This window comes from Yersinia intermedia (assembly GCF_900635455.1).
Classification (GTDB): domain Bacteria; phylum Pseudomonadota; class Gammaproteobacteria; order Enterobacterales; family Enterobacteriaceae; genus Yersinia; species Yersinia intermedia.
In genome coordinates this window covers 1,191,990-1,207,417 of the sequence record NZ_LR134116.1, presented here as the reverse complement: position 1 = coordinate 1,207,417, position 15,428 = coordinate 1,191,990, and the positions used below count along the sequence as shown (strand labels likewise).

Genomic DNA, 15,428 nt, shown 5'->3' with positions numbered 1-15,428 from the left:
GGTTCTCTTGTTTGCCGCCTTCCTACACCTTGAAATCTATAGGGTATATACGTTTCCAGCCATATAAAAAAGCCAGTCGGCTAATCCTGACTGGCTTTTTTCATTGTTAACTTTAGCGGCCAAAGGGCCGTATGCCGCCGATAAACTCCGGCTGGCTGGAAAGATAGAGCAGCACACCGGCAAACAGCAGAATAATCCCACCGGTTAATGCCAGCGTAGACCACGCAATTGCTCCCCAGGCCGCAGGGGCACGATTACGGCTTAAATGCACCGCCAAACGCCGCGCATAATGAACAAATAGCGCCAGTAGTGAAATGGTCAGGGATGTCCCAATTGCCATTGCTATCGCTGACAAAATTCCCCACCAGTAGACGCCGATCACTTTGGCAAATAACAACACCATAATCGCACCAGAACAGGGCCGCATCCCCATGGCCAGAACAATCGCCAGACGGGTGCGCCAGTCATTGCCAGCTTGCAACTCTTGAGCGCTGGGGAGATGGCGATGCCCACAGCCACAATGGTCACTATGAATATGGTTCGCAGGCAAAGGTTGTATACGCTGGATACTGATTTTTTGCGGTTTCACTGCTTTTATTTGCTGATAAAGACGCTTTAATGCCCGCAAACACAGCAAAATCCCCAGTGCGATAACCAGTAAAAAACTGCCCTTCTCCAACCAGAAGCTGCTTTGATGCAGATACCGTGATGAAAGCTGTAAAACACCAAGCAGTAACGTTACCAGCAAGATTGCTACACCACCTTGCAATATTGAGGCGGCAAAGGTCAGCTTCAGGCTACTTTTTAATTGTGCCGGATGGGTCGCCAGATAAGTGACAATCACCACTTTGCCATGCCCTGGCCCCATAGCATGCAATACGCCATAAATCAGGCTAAACATCATCAATGTCAAACCGGTCTGATGGGGATTGGCTTTAACCTGTTGCAGTAATTGGGCCATCTGCTGATGCATGTTCTTCTGCCAAACCACTGTTTTGAACAGCAACTCAGGCCAGTAGAGCCATGCGACCTGGGCTGCACCGGCTAAGACCAGTAAAAACAGCAATAGTGGCCATAAATTTATCAGCCAGTGCCGAGGCCGTGAAACTGCCGTGATACCTACTGACATTGTACGGTGATCCGCTGTGCAAATTGTTTTCCTAGTTCCATGTCATCTCCCGGAGAATCACTTTTATCCAACGATAATGCATACGCCTGTAACGAAGCATTGGGATTTGGGGTAAATAAGGTTAACTGGCAACGTTGCTCCATTTCGGTTGATAACCTTACCATCTTGTTACTGGCATAACTCATATCAACAAAATAGGTCGGGTCATAAGTGGAGATAATGAACGGCTTACCTGCCAACGGTTGCGGTTCCGCCAGGGGTAACACAAATTCTAAAACTGCCTGATGCCCCTTGCGGGACAACTGATACTCTGTTGGTAAATTTTTATATTTCACCGGCTTACCGTTGCGATAAATATCAGTAAAATAGTGCTGCCCCAGCACATTGGCCATCACTTCAGCAGCCAGTTTTTTCCAGATTTCGGAGTCACTTTTAGCATTTTCCGCATCATATAACAGATCAGCAGACGTGATTTCATCCATAGTCCATACCATTTTCATGCCCACCAGCATCTGTTTATCACTGACGAAAGTGGCGTCCATATCAATAAAACTATGGGGATGAGCCTGTGCCAACTGGCTATAAACAAAAATCCCACCCGCCAACAGCAAGGCTATCGACCGTTTAATCACCCAAAAATAGTTATGATATAACATATCAAACATTAATCAATCCTTAGATATTCTACGATATGCTCAAAATCATGGGAGCACCGGTGCCCTGTAGCATCAAACACGAAGGGAAAAACTGTGATGCAAGTTGTAAGTCGATATAAAAGCCCATTAACCCACCAAACCGAATAGAATCTCTTTTGCTATGCTTAAGCCTGATAAATAACAACACATCCATCACGGAAGGTTATATGAGCTTGGACACTACCCCTGTGCCCCAGTTATCCGATCAACCGCTATCCGGTCAACAGCGACGCTGTCATATGGTGCTGATGTTGTTCATGCCTGCGCATAAAGTACAACTGGAGGCTATCAGCCAATTCAATGGCGTTGGGCTAGCGACTACTCGGCAAGATATAACCGAGGTTGCTAATGAAATCCAGCGTTTCTACCATTTGCAACTCAATGCCGATAGCGACAATAGTTGTCTGATTCAGGGCAGCCACCTGGATAAAAGACTGTGCCTAATTCATTGGTTACGGCGTGGGCTACGCTATTGCCCACATTTCGTGGAAAATCAGTTTGCTCCCCACCTGTATCAGGCATTGTCATGGGATAACACGGTGTTATCACAGCATCTGCCACAGATAGTTAGCCAATGTGAACCCCATCTCAGTCGGCAGTTAAATGAAAAAGATCGTCAGTTTTTACAACTGTATCTGGCTTATTGTGCTTGGGAAAACCAGCAGCAGGTGTTGCCCGAGTTATCACTGACCCAGCAGCAATGGTTAGAATGCAAGCCCGCACTGGCAGCGGCTGACAGTTTGTTTGATTCATTTAATCCATTGTTAGGTCATTCGCTGAATAGAGTTGAACGGGATATGCTGATTCTGATGTTGACGATGATTAAAGCGCACAGTTATCACAGTACTCAATCGGCAGAAGATACCCGCCTAATCAACGCTATTGACCAATTGATCACGCATTTTCAGCAACTTTCTGGTATGACACTCAGTAGCAATGAAGCACTGATCAGCCAGCTTTTCGCCCATCTTGCTCCCGCTATTGAGCGCTGTTATTTCAATATCGGAATTGATAATTCCTTGCTAGAGGACGTTATCCGAAAATACCCGCTACTGTTACAAACCACGCGACAGGCGCTGGTTACTTTCGAACAGGAATATCAGATTCAATTTTCTGCTGATGAAGTGGGTCTGATTGCCATTAGCTTTGGTGCCTGGTTGATGCAGGAAAATGCATTACAGGAAAAGCAGATTTTACTGCTGACGCGGAATAACCCCGAATTGGAAGAGCAAGTGGAACAACAAGTACGTGAACTAACGTTACTGCCACTACATATTAAATATTTGCCCCACGACGTTTATCTGCAATCAGGTGCCCCAACCGGTACCACCTTGGTGCTGACACCGTATGCCGTAAGGCAACCTGAATCAACGCCCCCGCTGATTCAGGTACAATTACCGCTCACTGAGCAACAAAACAAACAGTTACGCAGTGTGTTGGAGCTGCCTTAACTGGCAGACTGATTGGGCACAACCTGAGGCCGGATAAACAGCACAGGGATCACAATCAATGCCATCACCCAGAACACCCCGCCCTGATAATGCTCAAACAGGAAACCGGATATCACCGTCATGACCGCAATTCCACCGCCCATCGCCAGTGCAGAATAAACTGACTGTAAACGGATCACATCCGGCCCACGCCGTGCGGCAATAAAACGCATCGCCGCCAAGTGGCAAACAGTAAACGAGCCACAATGTAAAATCTGAATCAAAATTAGCCACGGCAAGTCGGTGGTCGATGCCATCAGGCTCCAGCGGATAAACCCAGTTATCGCGGAAAGCAGTAATAAGCTGCGGGCGGTCCAGCGGCGAAACAGCACATTGCTAAATGCGAACACCAGGATTTCAGCGACCACGCCCAATGACCATAAATAACCAATGGTGGCGGCCGAATACCCCGCATCTTGCCAATAAATAGAGCTGAAGCTGTAATAACCAGCATGTGCGCCTTGTAACAGGGTCACGCAGAGTAAAAAGCGCCAGACCTGTGGTTCCGACAGCAATACCCTCCACTGGGTAGCAGCAACATTACGGTGTTTAACCTCGCCTTGCGGCATAATACTGGGCTTTAACAACGCCCCCAGTAGCATGGCGGCAATACCGAAAGTCAGGCTATAGAGAATAGCGGTGTGGCCCCAAACAGAGACCAATTTACCGGTCAATGCCGAACCGATAACAAAAGCCAGTGACCCCCACAGCCGGACCTTGCCGTAATCCATGGTTATCTGTTTCTGCCAGGTGGCCGCCAGCGCATCGGTTAGTGGCACTAATGGGCCAAAAAACAGGTTAAAGCCCGCGATCACTACCATCAACCAGGCCCAACCGTTACCAAACCAAAAACCGACGGCGAAGGCCAATGCCAGTAGTGCCAAAATTCGGATTGCTGTAACCAAATGGGAAGGATCTTTGACGCCGGGGGCAATAATCAGACTGCCGAGGAAACGGGAGATTAAGCCTGCGCCCAACAAGATACCGATGGTTTCAGGTGGAATGCCTTCCCCTTGTAACCAGATGCCCCAAAAAGGCAGGAAAATGCCATAAGAAAAAAAATAAGTGAAATAGCTGAGCGACAGCCAACGTGTTGATTGCAATACCATGAATCCCTCCAGGCTCAGCCCGACACTGTGACAGAGGCCTCGCCTGCTGGCAACTTTGTCATTAGGTAAACATAGAGTTTGAGATAATCCTCACATTTAAACATTATGTTTTACAAAATAGCCACAAATTGCGCGGCCGCTATCGCATCGTTACCTTCACGCCACAGATATCAATATCAGCTGTAAAAAAACCCGCATTCGCGGGTTTTTTTACAGCTATAGATCCAGCAATATTATGCGTAAACCGGTAAGCGGGCGCAGATATCCAGCACTTTCTGTTTCACACGCTCAATGACTGCTTCATCATTGATGTTATCCAACACATCACACATCCAGCCAGCCAGTTCGCGAGATTCCGCTTCTTTGAAGCCACGGCGGGTAATTGCCGGGCTACCGATACGCACGCCTGAAGTCACAAACGGGCTTCTCGGATCGTTAGGTACGCTGTTTTTGTTCACGGTAATATTTGCACGGCCCAAGGCGGCATCGGCGTCTTTACCGGTGATATCTTTATCCACCAGATCCAACAGGAACAGGTGGTTCTCAGTACCGCCAGAAACCACTTTATAGCCGCGATCCTGGAACACTGACACCATCGCTTTGGCGTTTTTAACTACCTGATGCTGGTAAATTTTGAACTCTGGTTCCATGGCTTCTTTCAATGCTACTGCTTTACCGGCAATAACATGCATCAATGGACCACCCTGGTTGCCAGGGAAAACAGAAGAGTTCAGTTTCTTGTACAGGTCTTCATCACCGCCTTTCGCCAAAATCAGGCCGCCGCGTGGGCCAGCCAGGGTTTTGTGCGTGGTAGTGGTAACGACATGTGCATGTGGAACTGGGTTAGGATAAACGCCTGCAGCAACCAGACCTGCTACGTGAGCCATATCCACAAAGAACCATGCGTCGATGCTGTCAGCAATTTCACGCATTTTTGCCCAATCAACGATACCGGAATAAGCAGAGAAGCCACCGATGATCATTTTTGGTTTATGAATTTCGGCCTGACGCGCCAGATCTTCATAATCAATCTGACCAGATTCATCGATACCGTAAGGCACGATATTGTACAGTTTACCGGAGAAGTTAACCGGTGAGCCGTGGGTCAGGTGGCCGCCATGGGCCAGATTCATCCCCAATACAGTATCACCGGGTTGCAGCAATGCAGAGTAAACAGAGACGTTTGCCTGGGAACCGGAATGTGGCTGGACGTTGGCGTAATCGGCACCGAACAGCGCTTTAGCACGATCAATAGCCAATTGCTCAACAACGTCAACGTACTCACAACCACCGTAGTAACGCTTGCCTGGGTAACCTTCAGCATATTTATTCGTCAACTGAGAACCTTGCGCCTGCATAACGCGCGGGCTGGTGTAGTTCTCAGAGGCAATCAGTTCAATGTGCTCTTCCTGGCGCACCACTTCTTGCTCCATTGCATGCCATAAATCTGCATCATAATCGGCAATGTTCATTTCACGCTTTAACATCCGGCTCTCCTGACTTAGCTAACAAGTTATACCTAGTGGGCTACCCGTTTGGGTTCTAGCCCACAGTGTAAACTGTTTTCCCCCCGGTAAGATAGGTCTTGACAGAGGTTTTTACGCAAACGATTGGCTCCAGACGGTGTAAGGCTTTGAGCTGTTCAGACTTCATCCAATGCAACGGAATTATCCTCATATTCAACATGTGATTTTTTCACATTCTGTGAACTAACCCGTAAGAGTAATCGCTTATAAGTAGAATCTACATTTACAAATTAGGGCACAATCTATAAGATGCATTTAAAATGCATGTATTAATTTACACACAATAATACCCAACGTAATTCGCGTTGCAGCAAGGTCGCAAGCAACGGGCTCGTAAAGGCGAAGCCTGTAGATGGGCTAAGTAACGAGAGCAGGCTAACACTGCTGTGGCGCCAAGTACCAAGGGAATAAGGAGCACACCATGCTAGATAACCAAACCATCGCCACCGTTCAATCCACCATCTCGCTACTTGCCGCCACTGGCCCCAAACTCACTGCACACTTTTATGATCGCATGTTCGGGCACAACCCCGAGCTGAAGCACATTTTCAATATGAGCAATCAGTTTAATGGTGATCAGCGTGAGGCTCTGTTTAATGCGATTTGTGCCTATGCAGCCAATATCGATAATTTGGCGGCTCTACTTCCCGCCGTTGAGCGTATTGCCCAAAAACATACCAGCCTGAATATTCAACCAGAGCACTATGCCATTGTCGGTCATCATCTCATCAGTACGCTGGATGAAATGTTCTCCCCCGGCCAGGAAGTGTTAGATGCCTGGGGTAAGGCCTATGGTGTGCTGGCGGATGTTTTTATTCAGCGAGAAAGTCAGATTTATCAACAGGGGGAGGCCAGCACCGGTGGCTGGCGCACCTTGCGCCGTTTTCGCATCATCAAAAAAGAGATGCAGAGCGAGGTGATTTGCAGCTTTGTGTTAGCGCCGCAAGACGGTGGCCCTGTGCTAGATTTCAAACCGGGGCAATATCTGGGGATTTATATTGAAGATGAGCAACTTGAATATCAAGAAATCCGCCAATATTCCCTGACAGCAGCACCCAACGGTAAGACTTACCGTATTGCAGTGAAACGTGAAGAGCAAGGCACCGTTTCTAACTATTTACACCAACAACTGCACGAAGGGGATAGTGTGCGTATCGCTCCTCCTCGTGGCGATTTCTTTCTCGATATCTCACCAGAAACGCCTGTTGCACTGATTTCCGCTGGTGTAGGCCAAACCCCAATGTTGAGTATGCTCAATACCCTTCATGATAAGCAGCATGCTGCATCAATACATTGGCTGCATGCTGCTGAAAATGGCCGAGTACACGCATTTGCCAATGAAGTCGCGGCTATTGCACAGAATATGCCTAATCTTAGCCGCCACGTATGGTACCGCGCGCCCACCGCTCAGGATATTGCCGGTGAGGATTACCACAGCCAGGGGCTGATGGATCTCAGTTCACATCAGTGGCTGGCAGCCGATCCCAATAGACATTATTATTTCTGTGGCCCGCTGGCATTTATGCAATTTGCTGGCCAGCAGTTATTGGCGCAAGGGATCGCACCTGCACATATTCATTATGAATGTTTCGGCCCACATAAAGTCATATAATTATTGAGTTTCTCATGGAGAGGCCGCCGCGCCTCTCCTGCATTTCCGTTCAAAAAACACCTCTAATTATTACGTTTAAATTTGGCGCAATGTGATGTGTATCACATATATCCTGACTCATTATTGCCACGATGATACATTGGACAAGTGTGTCAATATCTATACAACTGAAAATTATCCGTATGGCTAAAATTACCCTCTTACTATTTATTACCCGCTAACATCATTAACTATCGGGTGAAATAAGGCTGAATTGACCTACCATGAGTAAGAAATTCATAAAAAAGGAAGGGTTGGCATTGGTATCAATAGCGCGCTATTTAATTGGTGAGCGCTCTGGTAATCGGCTTAAAACCATTGATGAATTATCAGAAGATTTTGGTATTTCCGTCGGTGTAGTTCAGCACGCATTAAAAGTTTTGGAAGCTGATGGGGCTATCGTCGTTGAGCGTCGAGGTCGTAATGGTACTTTGCTTATTGACCTCAATATGTCGCAGCTACTGCAACAAGCTGATTTGGGTAACATGGTATGTGCCATGCCGCTGCCTTATACCAAGCTTTATGAAGGGCTGGCCAGCGGTTTAAGAGAACAATTTACCCTACTCCCGCTCTATTTTGCCCATATGCGGGGGGCCGAAGTGCGTATCGAATGCCTAATAGACGGTGTTTACGATATGGCCGTTGTGTCGCATCTGGCAGCGAAAAGTTATCTGAACGAAGGGAAAGTATCACTGGCATTAAATCTGGGAAACGGCTCTTACGTGGATGGCCACCAGCTTATTTGCCGCCCTGGTGAACAGCACAAAATCCGGCGGGTAGGATTGGACCCGCGCTCGCCCGACCAATGTTTACTGACTGACATTAAATTTTCTGGTCAACCCATTGAACGGGTTGAATTACCTTATAGCGACTGTATCGCACATATTAGCCGTGGTGATATTGATGCAGCTATTTGGAATCTGGCTGAAGATATTCCTCATGAACATTTGCAGGCGATAAAATTACAAGGCGATGAGCGTTATATTCAGGCCTCTCAGGCGGTGATCCTAACCAGGCCAGATAACCATCCAATCAAATTATTACTGGAAAAAGGCATTAATGAAGCATTGTTGCTGCACCATCAGCGGGCAGTACAGAAGGGCGAGATAGAACCTCGCTATTAATATTACTTACCTGGCTGCAAGCTAAGCCGTTTTCAGGAGGCCTACTCTTTGGCAAATTGTATTGATGCGCGTCTTAATATTCTGTGTCAATCAGGGGTTATCGATACTGATATTGGTCAAGGTTTAGATCAAGTTATCAACCGGTTAGAAAATTTTTGGCAGTTACCCGCCAGGGGTGAACAGGGCATTATGGCCATTACGCATATGGCGAATGCATTAATGCGTACCCGCCGGGGCGAAGAGATCCATGCTTTGGATCCGGCGATATTAGCGGAAATTACCCAAAGTGAAGAGATTCACTATATCCGTGAAATCAATCAGGATTTATTGGCCTATTTTTCACTAAAACCGGCAGAAAACGAAATAGGATATTTACTCGCTAACCTTTACGGTCTATACATTTCTAGTGATATGCCCCCATTGCGCTGAAACAGCGCTTAGCGGGATGCGTTGTTGAACAACTAATATCAGGGTCTTTTTTTAGTAAATATTCAAAATAATAATAATTAAACAAAATAATTCTGCCTCAGGGAGTTAGGACATCAAATGTTTTTAAAAACCCTTTTAAAACAAAATACCAAATTAATCGATGCCGCTATCTCCTACTGGCAACAGGGGGAAATCTATCCAGATAGTTATGTTATTGACGTGGAACAAACTGAAGCTAATGCCCGTTTACTGGTTGCAACGGCCAATCGATACCAGATAAAACTGTATCTGATGAGTAAGCAGTTCGGGCGTAATCCTGAACTATGCCGCCGCCTGCTGGCATGCGGTTTTCAGGGAATGGTCGCGGTCGATTTTAAAGAGGCGCGGCAGTTATACCGCCATGCTATTCCTGTCGCCCATGTGGGTCATTTAGTGCAGCCGCCCTCAGCAATGGTAGCGTCGATAGTGCGCCAGCGGCCAGAAGTGATTACCGTTTTCTCATTGGAGAAGGCACGGGAGGTCTCTCAAGCCGCCCACCACCAACATCATATCCAACCGCTGATGCTGAAAGTATTTCAACCCGGTGATTTGCTGTATGCCGGGCAGGAAGCCGGTTTCGCATTAGAGAATTTACCCGCAACCATTGCTGCGATCAATGAAATGCCAGCGGTGCGCCTGGTCGGAATAACACACTTCCCTTGTATGTTGTATGATCCCCTATCACGGCAGACCTTACCGACGGCCAATATGCACACTTTACTGGCCGCCCGCGATATCCTACTGACGCAAGGCATTAGCCTTGAGCAAATCAACGCCCCTTCCGCCACCAGTTGCACTACCCTACCCCAATTAGCCCAGCTAGGCGTAACACACAGTGAACCTGGGCATGCACTCACCGGCACCATTCCCGCCAATCAGCATGGTAACCAACCTGAACAGATTTCCATGCTTTATCTGTCGGAGATTTCGCATCATGTCGCTGATAGCAGCTATTTTTTTGGCGGAGGTTATTATCGCCGTGGTCATTTGCAAAACGCATTGGTCTGGCATGGCAACCGCTTCAGTCAAAGCGTAGTATCACCGATGGAAGATAGCAGTATCGATTACTGTCTGCGTTTGGCGGGTAAATTCCCCATTGGCAGCCCGACCATCATGAGTTTCCGCACGCAGATATTTGTTACCCGCAGCGACGTAGTATTGATTGATGGAATTCAGAGTGGCAAGCCCCGTCTACTGGGCTGTTACGACAGTCTGGGTAATCAGCTCAGGTAAAACAAGAAGCCAACGCTTTAGCCCTGGTAATATGTTCTCGTGATACTCTTATTGAATAATAGGGTTAATAAACCATATTGTTGCTGTACTGATTAATAAAACTGCCGATATAGTAGTGTCATTATCATAAGCGATATTAATGAAATCAATCATCCTGCAATAAAAGACTGTCGATATCCGGGTGAACTTTGGCCCCTATACCGCCCTTCGTCGGAGCCTACTCGATGATCAATCCCAATGGATACACCTACGCACACGAACATCTCCACATTGACTTGTCTGGCTTCAAAAATAATCTGGACTGCCGCTTGGATCAATATCAGCCAATTTGTGACGAAATGCGTGAACTGGTGAGTAAAGGGGTGGTAAACATCGTCGAAGTGACCAACCGTTACATGGGTCGTAACCCTCAGTTTTTATTGAATCTGATGCATGACAGTGGCATAAATATCATCGCATCAACCGGTTACTACACCGACAGTTTCTACCCGCCGAAGGTGCGTACAAGTACCGCACAGCAATTGGCACAAACCATGATTGATGAGATCGAGACAGGTATTGATGGCACCGAACTGAAAGCGGGCATCATTGCTGAGATAGGCACCAGTGAGGGGGTGATTACCCCTGATGAAGCAAAAGTCTTTCATGCCGCAGCACTGACTCACCATGCAACTGGCCTGGCCATCTCAACCCATACCAGTTTCAGTACCATGGGGTTGCAGCAAATTGATCTACTCAAACAACATGGTGTACCACTTGATAGAGTGGTCATCGGCCATTGTGACCTGAAAGAACAGCCTGATCTTATTGTGCAAATGATCGATAGGGGCGTATATGTCCAATTCGATACCATCGGTAAAAATAGTTATTTCCCGGACCAACGTCGGGTCGCGATGTTACTGACGTTGGCTGAACGCGGGTTGCTGGATAGAGTCATGCTATCGATGGATATCACCCGCCGTTCACATTTAAAAGCGAATGGCGGCAGCGGGTTTAGTTATTTAGTTGATTCGTTTGTTCCCATGTTACTGGCCGCAGGGATTTCCCACGCTCAGGTGGAAATGATGTTGCGCCACAATCCTAATAAATTTTTCGCCACGCAAGGAAAGTGATTATGAAGAAGATTGGCATTGCCGGGCTGCAACGAGAGTTAATACGCGAAATGATCGAGCAGACGGCACCGAATACCTTTGAGACATTTATTCTCTCGGACATGGATGCGGCTATCAAAGTGAAAGAAGGCCAGTTGGACTATTATATCGGAGCCTGTAACACCGGAGCCGGAGCAGCATTGTCGATGGCTATCGCGATTATCGGTTATAACAAAAGCGCCACTATCGCCAAACCTGGCATCAAAGCTAAACCTGAGCAAATAGCGAAGTTGGTGACCGATGGCAAAGTGGCATTTGGCTTATCCGTCGAACATATTGAACATGCCATCCCACTGCTTATTACACAGTTGCGCTAAGGGGAGACCACCGTGGATTATATTCATATAGTTGTGGTTGCTCTACTAACAGGGATGACCGCGCTGCTTTCTCACCGTTCCGTTGCCGTGTTCCATGATGGCATCCGCCCTATTTTGCCACAGTTGGTTGAAGGTAATATGAGCCGCCGTGAAGCGGGTAGTATCGCTTTCGGTCTGAGTGTGGGTTTTATCGCCTCAGTCGGTATCTCATTTACCCTTTCGACCGGCTTACTTAACTCCTGGTTACTGTTTTTGCCGACTGACATCATTGGTGTGCTGGCAATCAATAGCTATCTGGCATTCGCACTGGGGGCCGCGTGGGGTATTTTGGCCCTTACCAGCTTACCGGCGGTTAATACTGCGCTCACCTCATTGCCAGTGAATTTTATCGGCTCTCTGGGGGAGTTGAGTAGCCCGGTGATATCAGCCTTTGCCCTGTTCCCATTGGTGGCTATTTTCTATCAGTTTGGCTGGAAAACTGCGGTTATTTCCGCCTTTATCGTGCTGCTAACCCGGCTACTTATTATCCGCTTCACCGGGTTATTCCCTGAATCAATTGAAATTTTTGTCGGTATGATCCTGCTTATCGGCATTGCTATTGCTCAAGACTTACGGGCAAAAACCCACTTGGGGGGTGGTGGCGGGCACTCTGTATTTGAAGAGCGAACCCAGCGAATTATTAAGAACTTACCGATGCTGGCGGTGGTGGGTGGATTAATTTCAGCCGTCGCCAGTATGAAGATTTTTGGTGGTAGCGAAGTGTCCATTTATACACTGGCAAAAGCTTACGCACCGGGCATCACGCCGGAAGAGTCATTGGCATTAATCCATCAGGCGTCGTTGGCTGAGTTTATGCGTGGCCTCGGATTTGTGCCGCTGATTGCCACCACGGCGCTGGCGACCGGTGTTTATGCCGTTGCCGGTTTCACTTTTGTGTTTGTGGTCGGTTATCTGGTCCCCAACCCCTTGCTGGCGGGGATAATAGGCGCGGTGGTGATATCACTGGAAGTGCTGATGCTGCGTTCAATCGGAAAATGGTTAGGCCGCTTCCCATCAGTACGCAATGCGTCTGATAATATCCGTAACGCCATGAACTTGCTGATGGAATACGCGCTGTTAATCGGGGCAATTTTTGCATCGATCAAAATGGCGGGTTATACCGGTTTCACCATCACCACCGCCTTATATTTCCTGAATGAAGCCATTGGTCGCCCGGTGATGAAGATTGCCGCACCGGTGGTGGCGGTGATTCTTGCCGGTATCGTGCTGAATCTATTCTATTGGCTGGGGTTATTTGTTCCAGCATAAATCCTTGGTACTTGACGTTGCAGGGGGGTCGCTTGCGGCCTACCTGCAACGCCAAGTACGTCGAATTTAGGGGTAAAAAAAGCCCGCTGGTGGAAACGGGCTTATTATCACGTCAATAGGTGGGGGAAATGTACCGAATGGGTCGTAGCAGTGTGCACCGCCGGAGTGCCCATCGGTGCAGTCGCCAAATTTAAATCGCTTCTTCGTCTTGCTCACCGGTACGGATACGCACCACGCGTGAGACATCAAATACAAATATTTTGCCATCGCCGATTTTGCCGGTCTGGGCGGTTTGCATAATCGCTTCAACGCAGGTATCGACAATATCGTCAGCAACCACAATTTCTATTTTTACTTTTGGCAGGAAATCCACCATATACTCAGCGCCACGGTACAGTTCGGTGTGCCCTTTCTGGCGGCCAAAACCTTTTACTTCTGTCACTGTCATCCCGGTGATACCGACTTCAGCCAGTGCCTCACGGACATCATCCAGTTTGAATGGCTTAATAATCGCGTCAATTTTTTTCATGGTGAATCCCTGTTTTACCAATTCTTGCGGCCAAAGCCTGATGTAATCGGATAGCGTCTATCTTTACCAAAATTGCGGGCGGTAATACGTGGCCCGACAGCCGACTGACGCCGCTTATATTCATTGATATCTACCAGGCGGATGACCTTACGCACGATAGCTTCATCAAAACCGTCTGCGACCAAATCAGCCACCGACTTATCCTGCTCGACGTACCCTTCGAGAATAGCGTCCAAAATATCATAAGGTGGCAGACTGTCCTCATCTTTCTGATCAGGAGCCAGCTCGGCAGACGGTGGGCGAGTAATCACCCGCTGCGGAATCACATAAGAGACGGTATTACGGTATTCCGACAGTTTAAATACCAGGGTCTTTGGCACATCTTTCAGCACATCAAAACCACCGGCCATATCACCGTACAGCGTGGCATAGCCTACCGCCATTTCACTTTTGTTACCGGTAGTTAATACAATACTGCGGCGTTTGTTAGACAAAGCCATTAACACGACACCACGGCAGCGTGCCTGTAGATTTTCTTCTGTCGTATCGCGGCCAGTACCGGCAAACATCGGTGCCAGTTGGCTCATAAAGGCATCAAACATCGGCTCGATGGACAGCACATCAAATTCAATACCGAGAATTTCAGCTTCTTCTTTAGCATCGGCAATACTGATATCGGCGGTGTAGCGGAACGGCATCATCAATGCCTGAACTTTATCTTTGCCCAACGCATCAACTGCAATCGCCAAGGTCAGCGCCGAGTCAATCCCCCCGGACAAGCCCAGCACTGCGCCATTAAACCCATTTTTTGTCACATAATCACGCACCGCCAACACCAGCGCTTCATACACTTGTGCTAATGGCGGTAACTCTGCGGCAGGGGCCGTCATGGGTACCACATTGCACTCATTCAATTGCAACATGGTGGTCTGTTCCGCAAAGGCCGCTAAACGATGCGTCATATTACCCGCCGCATCGAACACTTTGGAACAACCGTCAAAAATCAGCTCATCCTGCCCGCCAATCTGGTTGAGATAAACCAGTGGCAACCCAGTGCGCTGGCAGTGGCCTGCCATCAAAGTTTTACGAATATACGGTTTTTCACGGTTATATGGCGAAGCATTGATCGACAATATCACTTCTGCACCGGCAGCTTTAGCGGCATCTACCGGGCCATCGAACCATAAATCTTCACAAATAAGCAGCCCCAACCGGTAGCCATTAAGTTCCACGACACAGCTTTCATGGCCTGCGGAGAAGTAACGTTTCTCGTCGAACACGCCGTAGTTAGGCAATTGCTGTTTGAAATAGCGCCCCAGCAATTTGCCTTCCGCAAACAGGGACAATGCGTTATACAAGTTGCCCTCTTCACGCCACGGGTGCCCTACCAGCACCGCCGTCTGCTGTGTTGCCGCCTGCAAACGATCCAGTTGTGCTTCACAACGTTGATAGAAATCATCACGATACAGCAGATCTTCTGGCGGATAACCGGACAAAGCCAGCTCGGAGAACATAACCAGTGAAGCACCCGCCTTCTGCTGCTCATTTAAGGTTTGCAACATACGTTCCGTGTTGCCTTCAATATCGCCAACCAGCCAATTCAACTGGGCTAACGCAATGGAAAGTGATCTGCTCATTTGTGTTTAAACTCTATTTCAGCTTTATCAGGGAATAATTATTACCACTAACTCACAATAA

14 protein-coding genes are annotated in these 15,428 nt (G+C 47.9%); 8 read left to right on the top strand and 6 right to left on the bottom strand.

Annotation, left to right across the window (positions count from 1 at the left end; translation table 11 throughout):
* Positions 1 to 112: 112 nt before the first annotated feature.
* Entirely contained in the window at positions 113 to 1,129 is a 1,017-nt protein-coding gene (locus EL015_RS05675) for a nickel/cobalt transporter (RefSeq protein ID WP_032907959.1), read from the bottom strand.
* Positions 1,120 to 1,785: a DUF1007 family protein gene (locus tag EL015_RS05670; protein WP_161597815.1), complete on the bottom strand. Its 666-nt coding sequence runs from the start codon at positions 1,783 to 1,785 to the stop codon at positions 1,120 to 1,122. The genes EL015_RS05675 and EL015_RS05670 overlap by 10 nt, the downstream gene beginning before the upstream one ends.
* 206 nt (positions 1,786 to 1,991) lie before the next feature.
* On the opposite strand from EL015_RS05670, the gene csiE reads away from it, so the two are divergent.
* Positions 1,992 to 3,275 (top strand): stationary phase inducible protein CsiE, encoded by a 1,284-nt coding sequence (gene csiE, locus EL015_RS05665; protein ID WP_032907961.1) that lies wholly within the window; start codon positions 1,992 to 1,994, stop codon positions 3,273 to 3,275.
* On the opposite strand, the gene EL015_RS05660 is transcribed toward csiE, so the two are convergent.
* On the bottom strand, positions 3,272 to 4,423 hold the full coding sequence (locus tag EL015_RS05660) for a 3-phenylpropionate MFS transporter (RefSeq protein ID WP_005192729.1): 1,152 nt from the start codon (positions 4,421 to 4,423) through the stop codon (positions 3,272 to 3,274). The two genes, csiE and EL015_RS05660, sit on opposite strands and share 4 nt — an antisense overlap.
* 233 nt (positions 4,424 to 4,656) lie before the next feature.
* On the bottom strand, positions 4,657 to 5,910 hold the full coding sequence (gene glyA / locus EL015_RS05655) for a serine hydroxymethyltransferase (protein WP_005192731.1): 1,254 nt from the start codon (positions 5,908 to 5,910) through the stop codon (positions 4,657 to 4,659).
* A 460-nt stretch (positions 5,911 to 6,370) separates the two neighbouring features.
* Here glyA and hmpA point away from each other — a divergent pair, with 460 nt between their 5' ends.
* From hmpA to EL015_RS05620, 7 genes are all read left to right on the top strand, one after another.
* Positions 6,371 to 7,561 carry an NO-inducible flavohemoprotein gene (gene hmpA, locus EL015_RS05650; RefSeq protein WP_005192733.1) on the top strand — a complete coding sequence of 397 codons (1,191 nt, stop codon included), beginning with the start codon at positions 6,371 to 6,373 and terminating at the stop codon, positions 7,559 to 7,561.
* A gap of 263 nt (positions 7,562 to 7,824) precedes the next feature.
* A complete protein-coding gene (gene yhfZ, locus EL015_RS05645; protein WP_005192736.1) occupies positions 7,825 to 8,724 on the top strand; it encodes a GntR family transcriptional regulator YhfZ in 900 nt (299 codons plus the stop codon).
* A 48-nt stretch (positions 8,725 to 8,772) separates the two neighbouring features.
* A complete protein-coding gene (locus tag EL015_RS05640; RefSeq protein WP_005192739.1) occupies positions 8,773 to 9,153 on the top strand; it encodes a PRD domain-containing protein in 381 nt (126 codons plus the stop codon).
* A 117-nt stretch (positions 9,154 to 9,270) separates the two neighbouring features.
* On the top strand, positions 9,271 to 10,425 hold the full coding sequence (locus EL015_RS05635) for a YhfX family PLP-dependent enzyme (RefSeq protein WP_005192743.1): 1,155 nt from the start codon (positions 9,271 to 9,273) through the stop codon (positions 10,423 to 10,425).
* Between the two features lie 224 nt (positions 10,426 to 10,649).
* Positions 10,650 to 11,537 (top strand): phosphotriesterase-related protein, encoded by an 888-nt coding sequence (locus EL015_RS05630; protein WP_032907962.1) that lies wholly within the window; start codon positions 10,650 to 10,652, stop codon positions 11,535 to 11,537.
* A 2-nt stretch (positions 11,538 to 11,539) separates the two neighbouring features.
* Entirely contained in the window at positions 11,540 to 11,893 is a 354-nt protein-coding gene (locus EL015_RS05625) for a DUF2620 domain-containing protein (protein ID WP_005192751.1), read from the top strand.
* A gap of 12 nt (positions 11,894 to 11,905) precedes the next feature.
* Positions 11,906 to 13,201, top strand: coding sequence for a YhfT family protein (locus EL015_RS05620; protein WP_032907963.1), 1,296 nt, complete (start codon positions 11,906 to 11,908; stop codon positions 13,199 to 13,201).
* A 190-nt stretch (positions 13,202 to 13,391) separates the two neighbouring features.
* Here the strand turns inward: EL015_RS05620 and glnB are convergent, their stop codons facing one another.
* Together glnB and EL015_RS05610 are read right to left on the bottom strand one after the other, a co-directional pair.
* Positions 13,392 to 13,730, bottom strand: coding sequence for a nitrogen regulatory protein P-II (gene glnB / locus EL015_RS05615; protein WP_002231018.1), 339 nt, complete (start codon positions 13,728 to 13,730; stop codon positions 13,392 to 13,394).
* A gap of 14 nt (positions 13,731 to 13,744) precedes the next feature.
* Positions 13,745 to 15,367 carry an NAD+ synthase gene (locus EL015_RS05610; RefSeq protein WP_005192759.1) on the bottom strand — a complete coding sequence of 541 codons (1,623 nt, stop codon included), beginning with the start codon at positions 15,365 to 15,367 and terminating at the stop codon, positions 13,745 to 13,747.
* Between the last annotated feature and the right edge of the window lie 61 nt (positions 15,368 to 15,428).

Bases quoted from the DNA above. Each gene is read 5' to 3' on its own strand.
- EL015_RS05675 (WP_032907959.1), bottom strand. From the start codon at position 1,129: ATGTCAGTAGGTATCACGGCAGTTTCACGGCCTCGGCACTGGCTGATA.
- EL015_RS05670 (WP_161597815.1), bottom strand. From the start codon at position 1,785: ATGTTATATCATAACTATTTTTGGGTGATTAAACGGTCGATAGCCTTG.
- csiE (WP_032907961.1), top strand. From the start codon at position 1,992: ATGAGCTTGGACACTACCCCTGTGCCCCAGTTATCCGATCAACCGCTA.
- EL015_RS05660 (WP_005192729.1), bottom strand. From the start codon at position 4,423: ATGGTATTGCAATCAACACGTTGGCTGTCGCTCAGCTATTTCACTTAT.
- glyA (WP_005192731.1), bottom strand. From the start codon at position 5,910: ATGTTAAAGCGTGAAATGAACATTGCCGATTATGATGCAGATTTATGG.
- hmpA (WP_005192733.1), top strand. From the start codon at position 6,371: ATGCTAGATAACCAAACCATCGCCACCGTTCAATCCACCATCTCGCTA.
- yhfZ (WP_005192736.1), top strand. From the start codon at position 7,825: ATGAGTAAGAAATTCATAAAAAAGGAAGGGTTGGCATTGGTATCAATA.
- EL015_RS05635 (WP_005192743.1), top strand. From the start codon at position 9,271: ATGTTTTTAAAAACCCTTTTAAAACAAAATACCAAATTAATCGATGCC.
- EL015_RS05630 (WP_032907962.1), top strand. From the start codon at position 10,650: ATGATCAATCCCAATGGATACACCTACGCACACGAACATCTCCACATT.
- EL015_RS05625 (WP_005192751.1), top strand. From the start codon at position 11,540: ATGAAGAAGATTGGCATTGCCGGGCTGCAACGAGAGTTAATACGCGAA.
- glnB (WP_002231018.1), bottom strand. From the start codon at position 13,730: ATGAAAAAAATTGACGCGATTATTAAGCCATTCAAACTGGATGATGTC.
- EL015_RS05610 (WP_005192759.1), bottom strand. From the start codon at position 15,367: ATGAGCAGATCACTTTCCATTGCGTTAGCCCAGTTGAATTGGCTGGTT.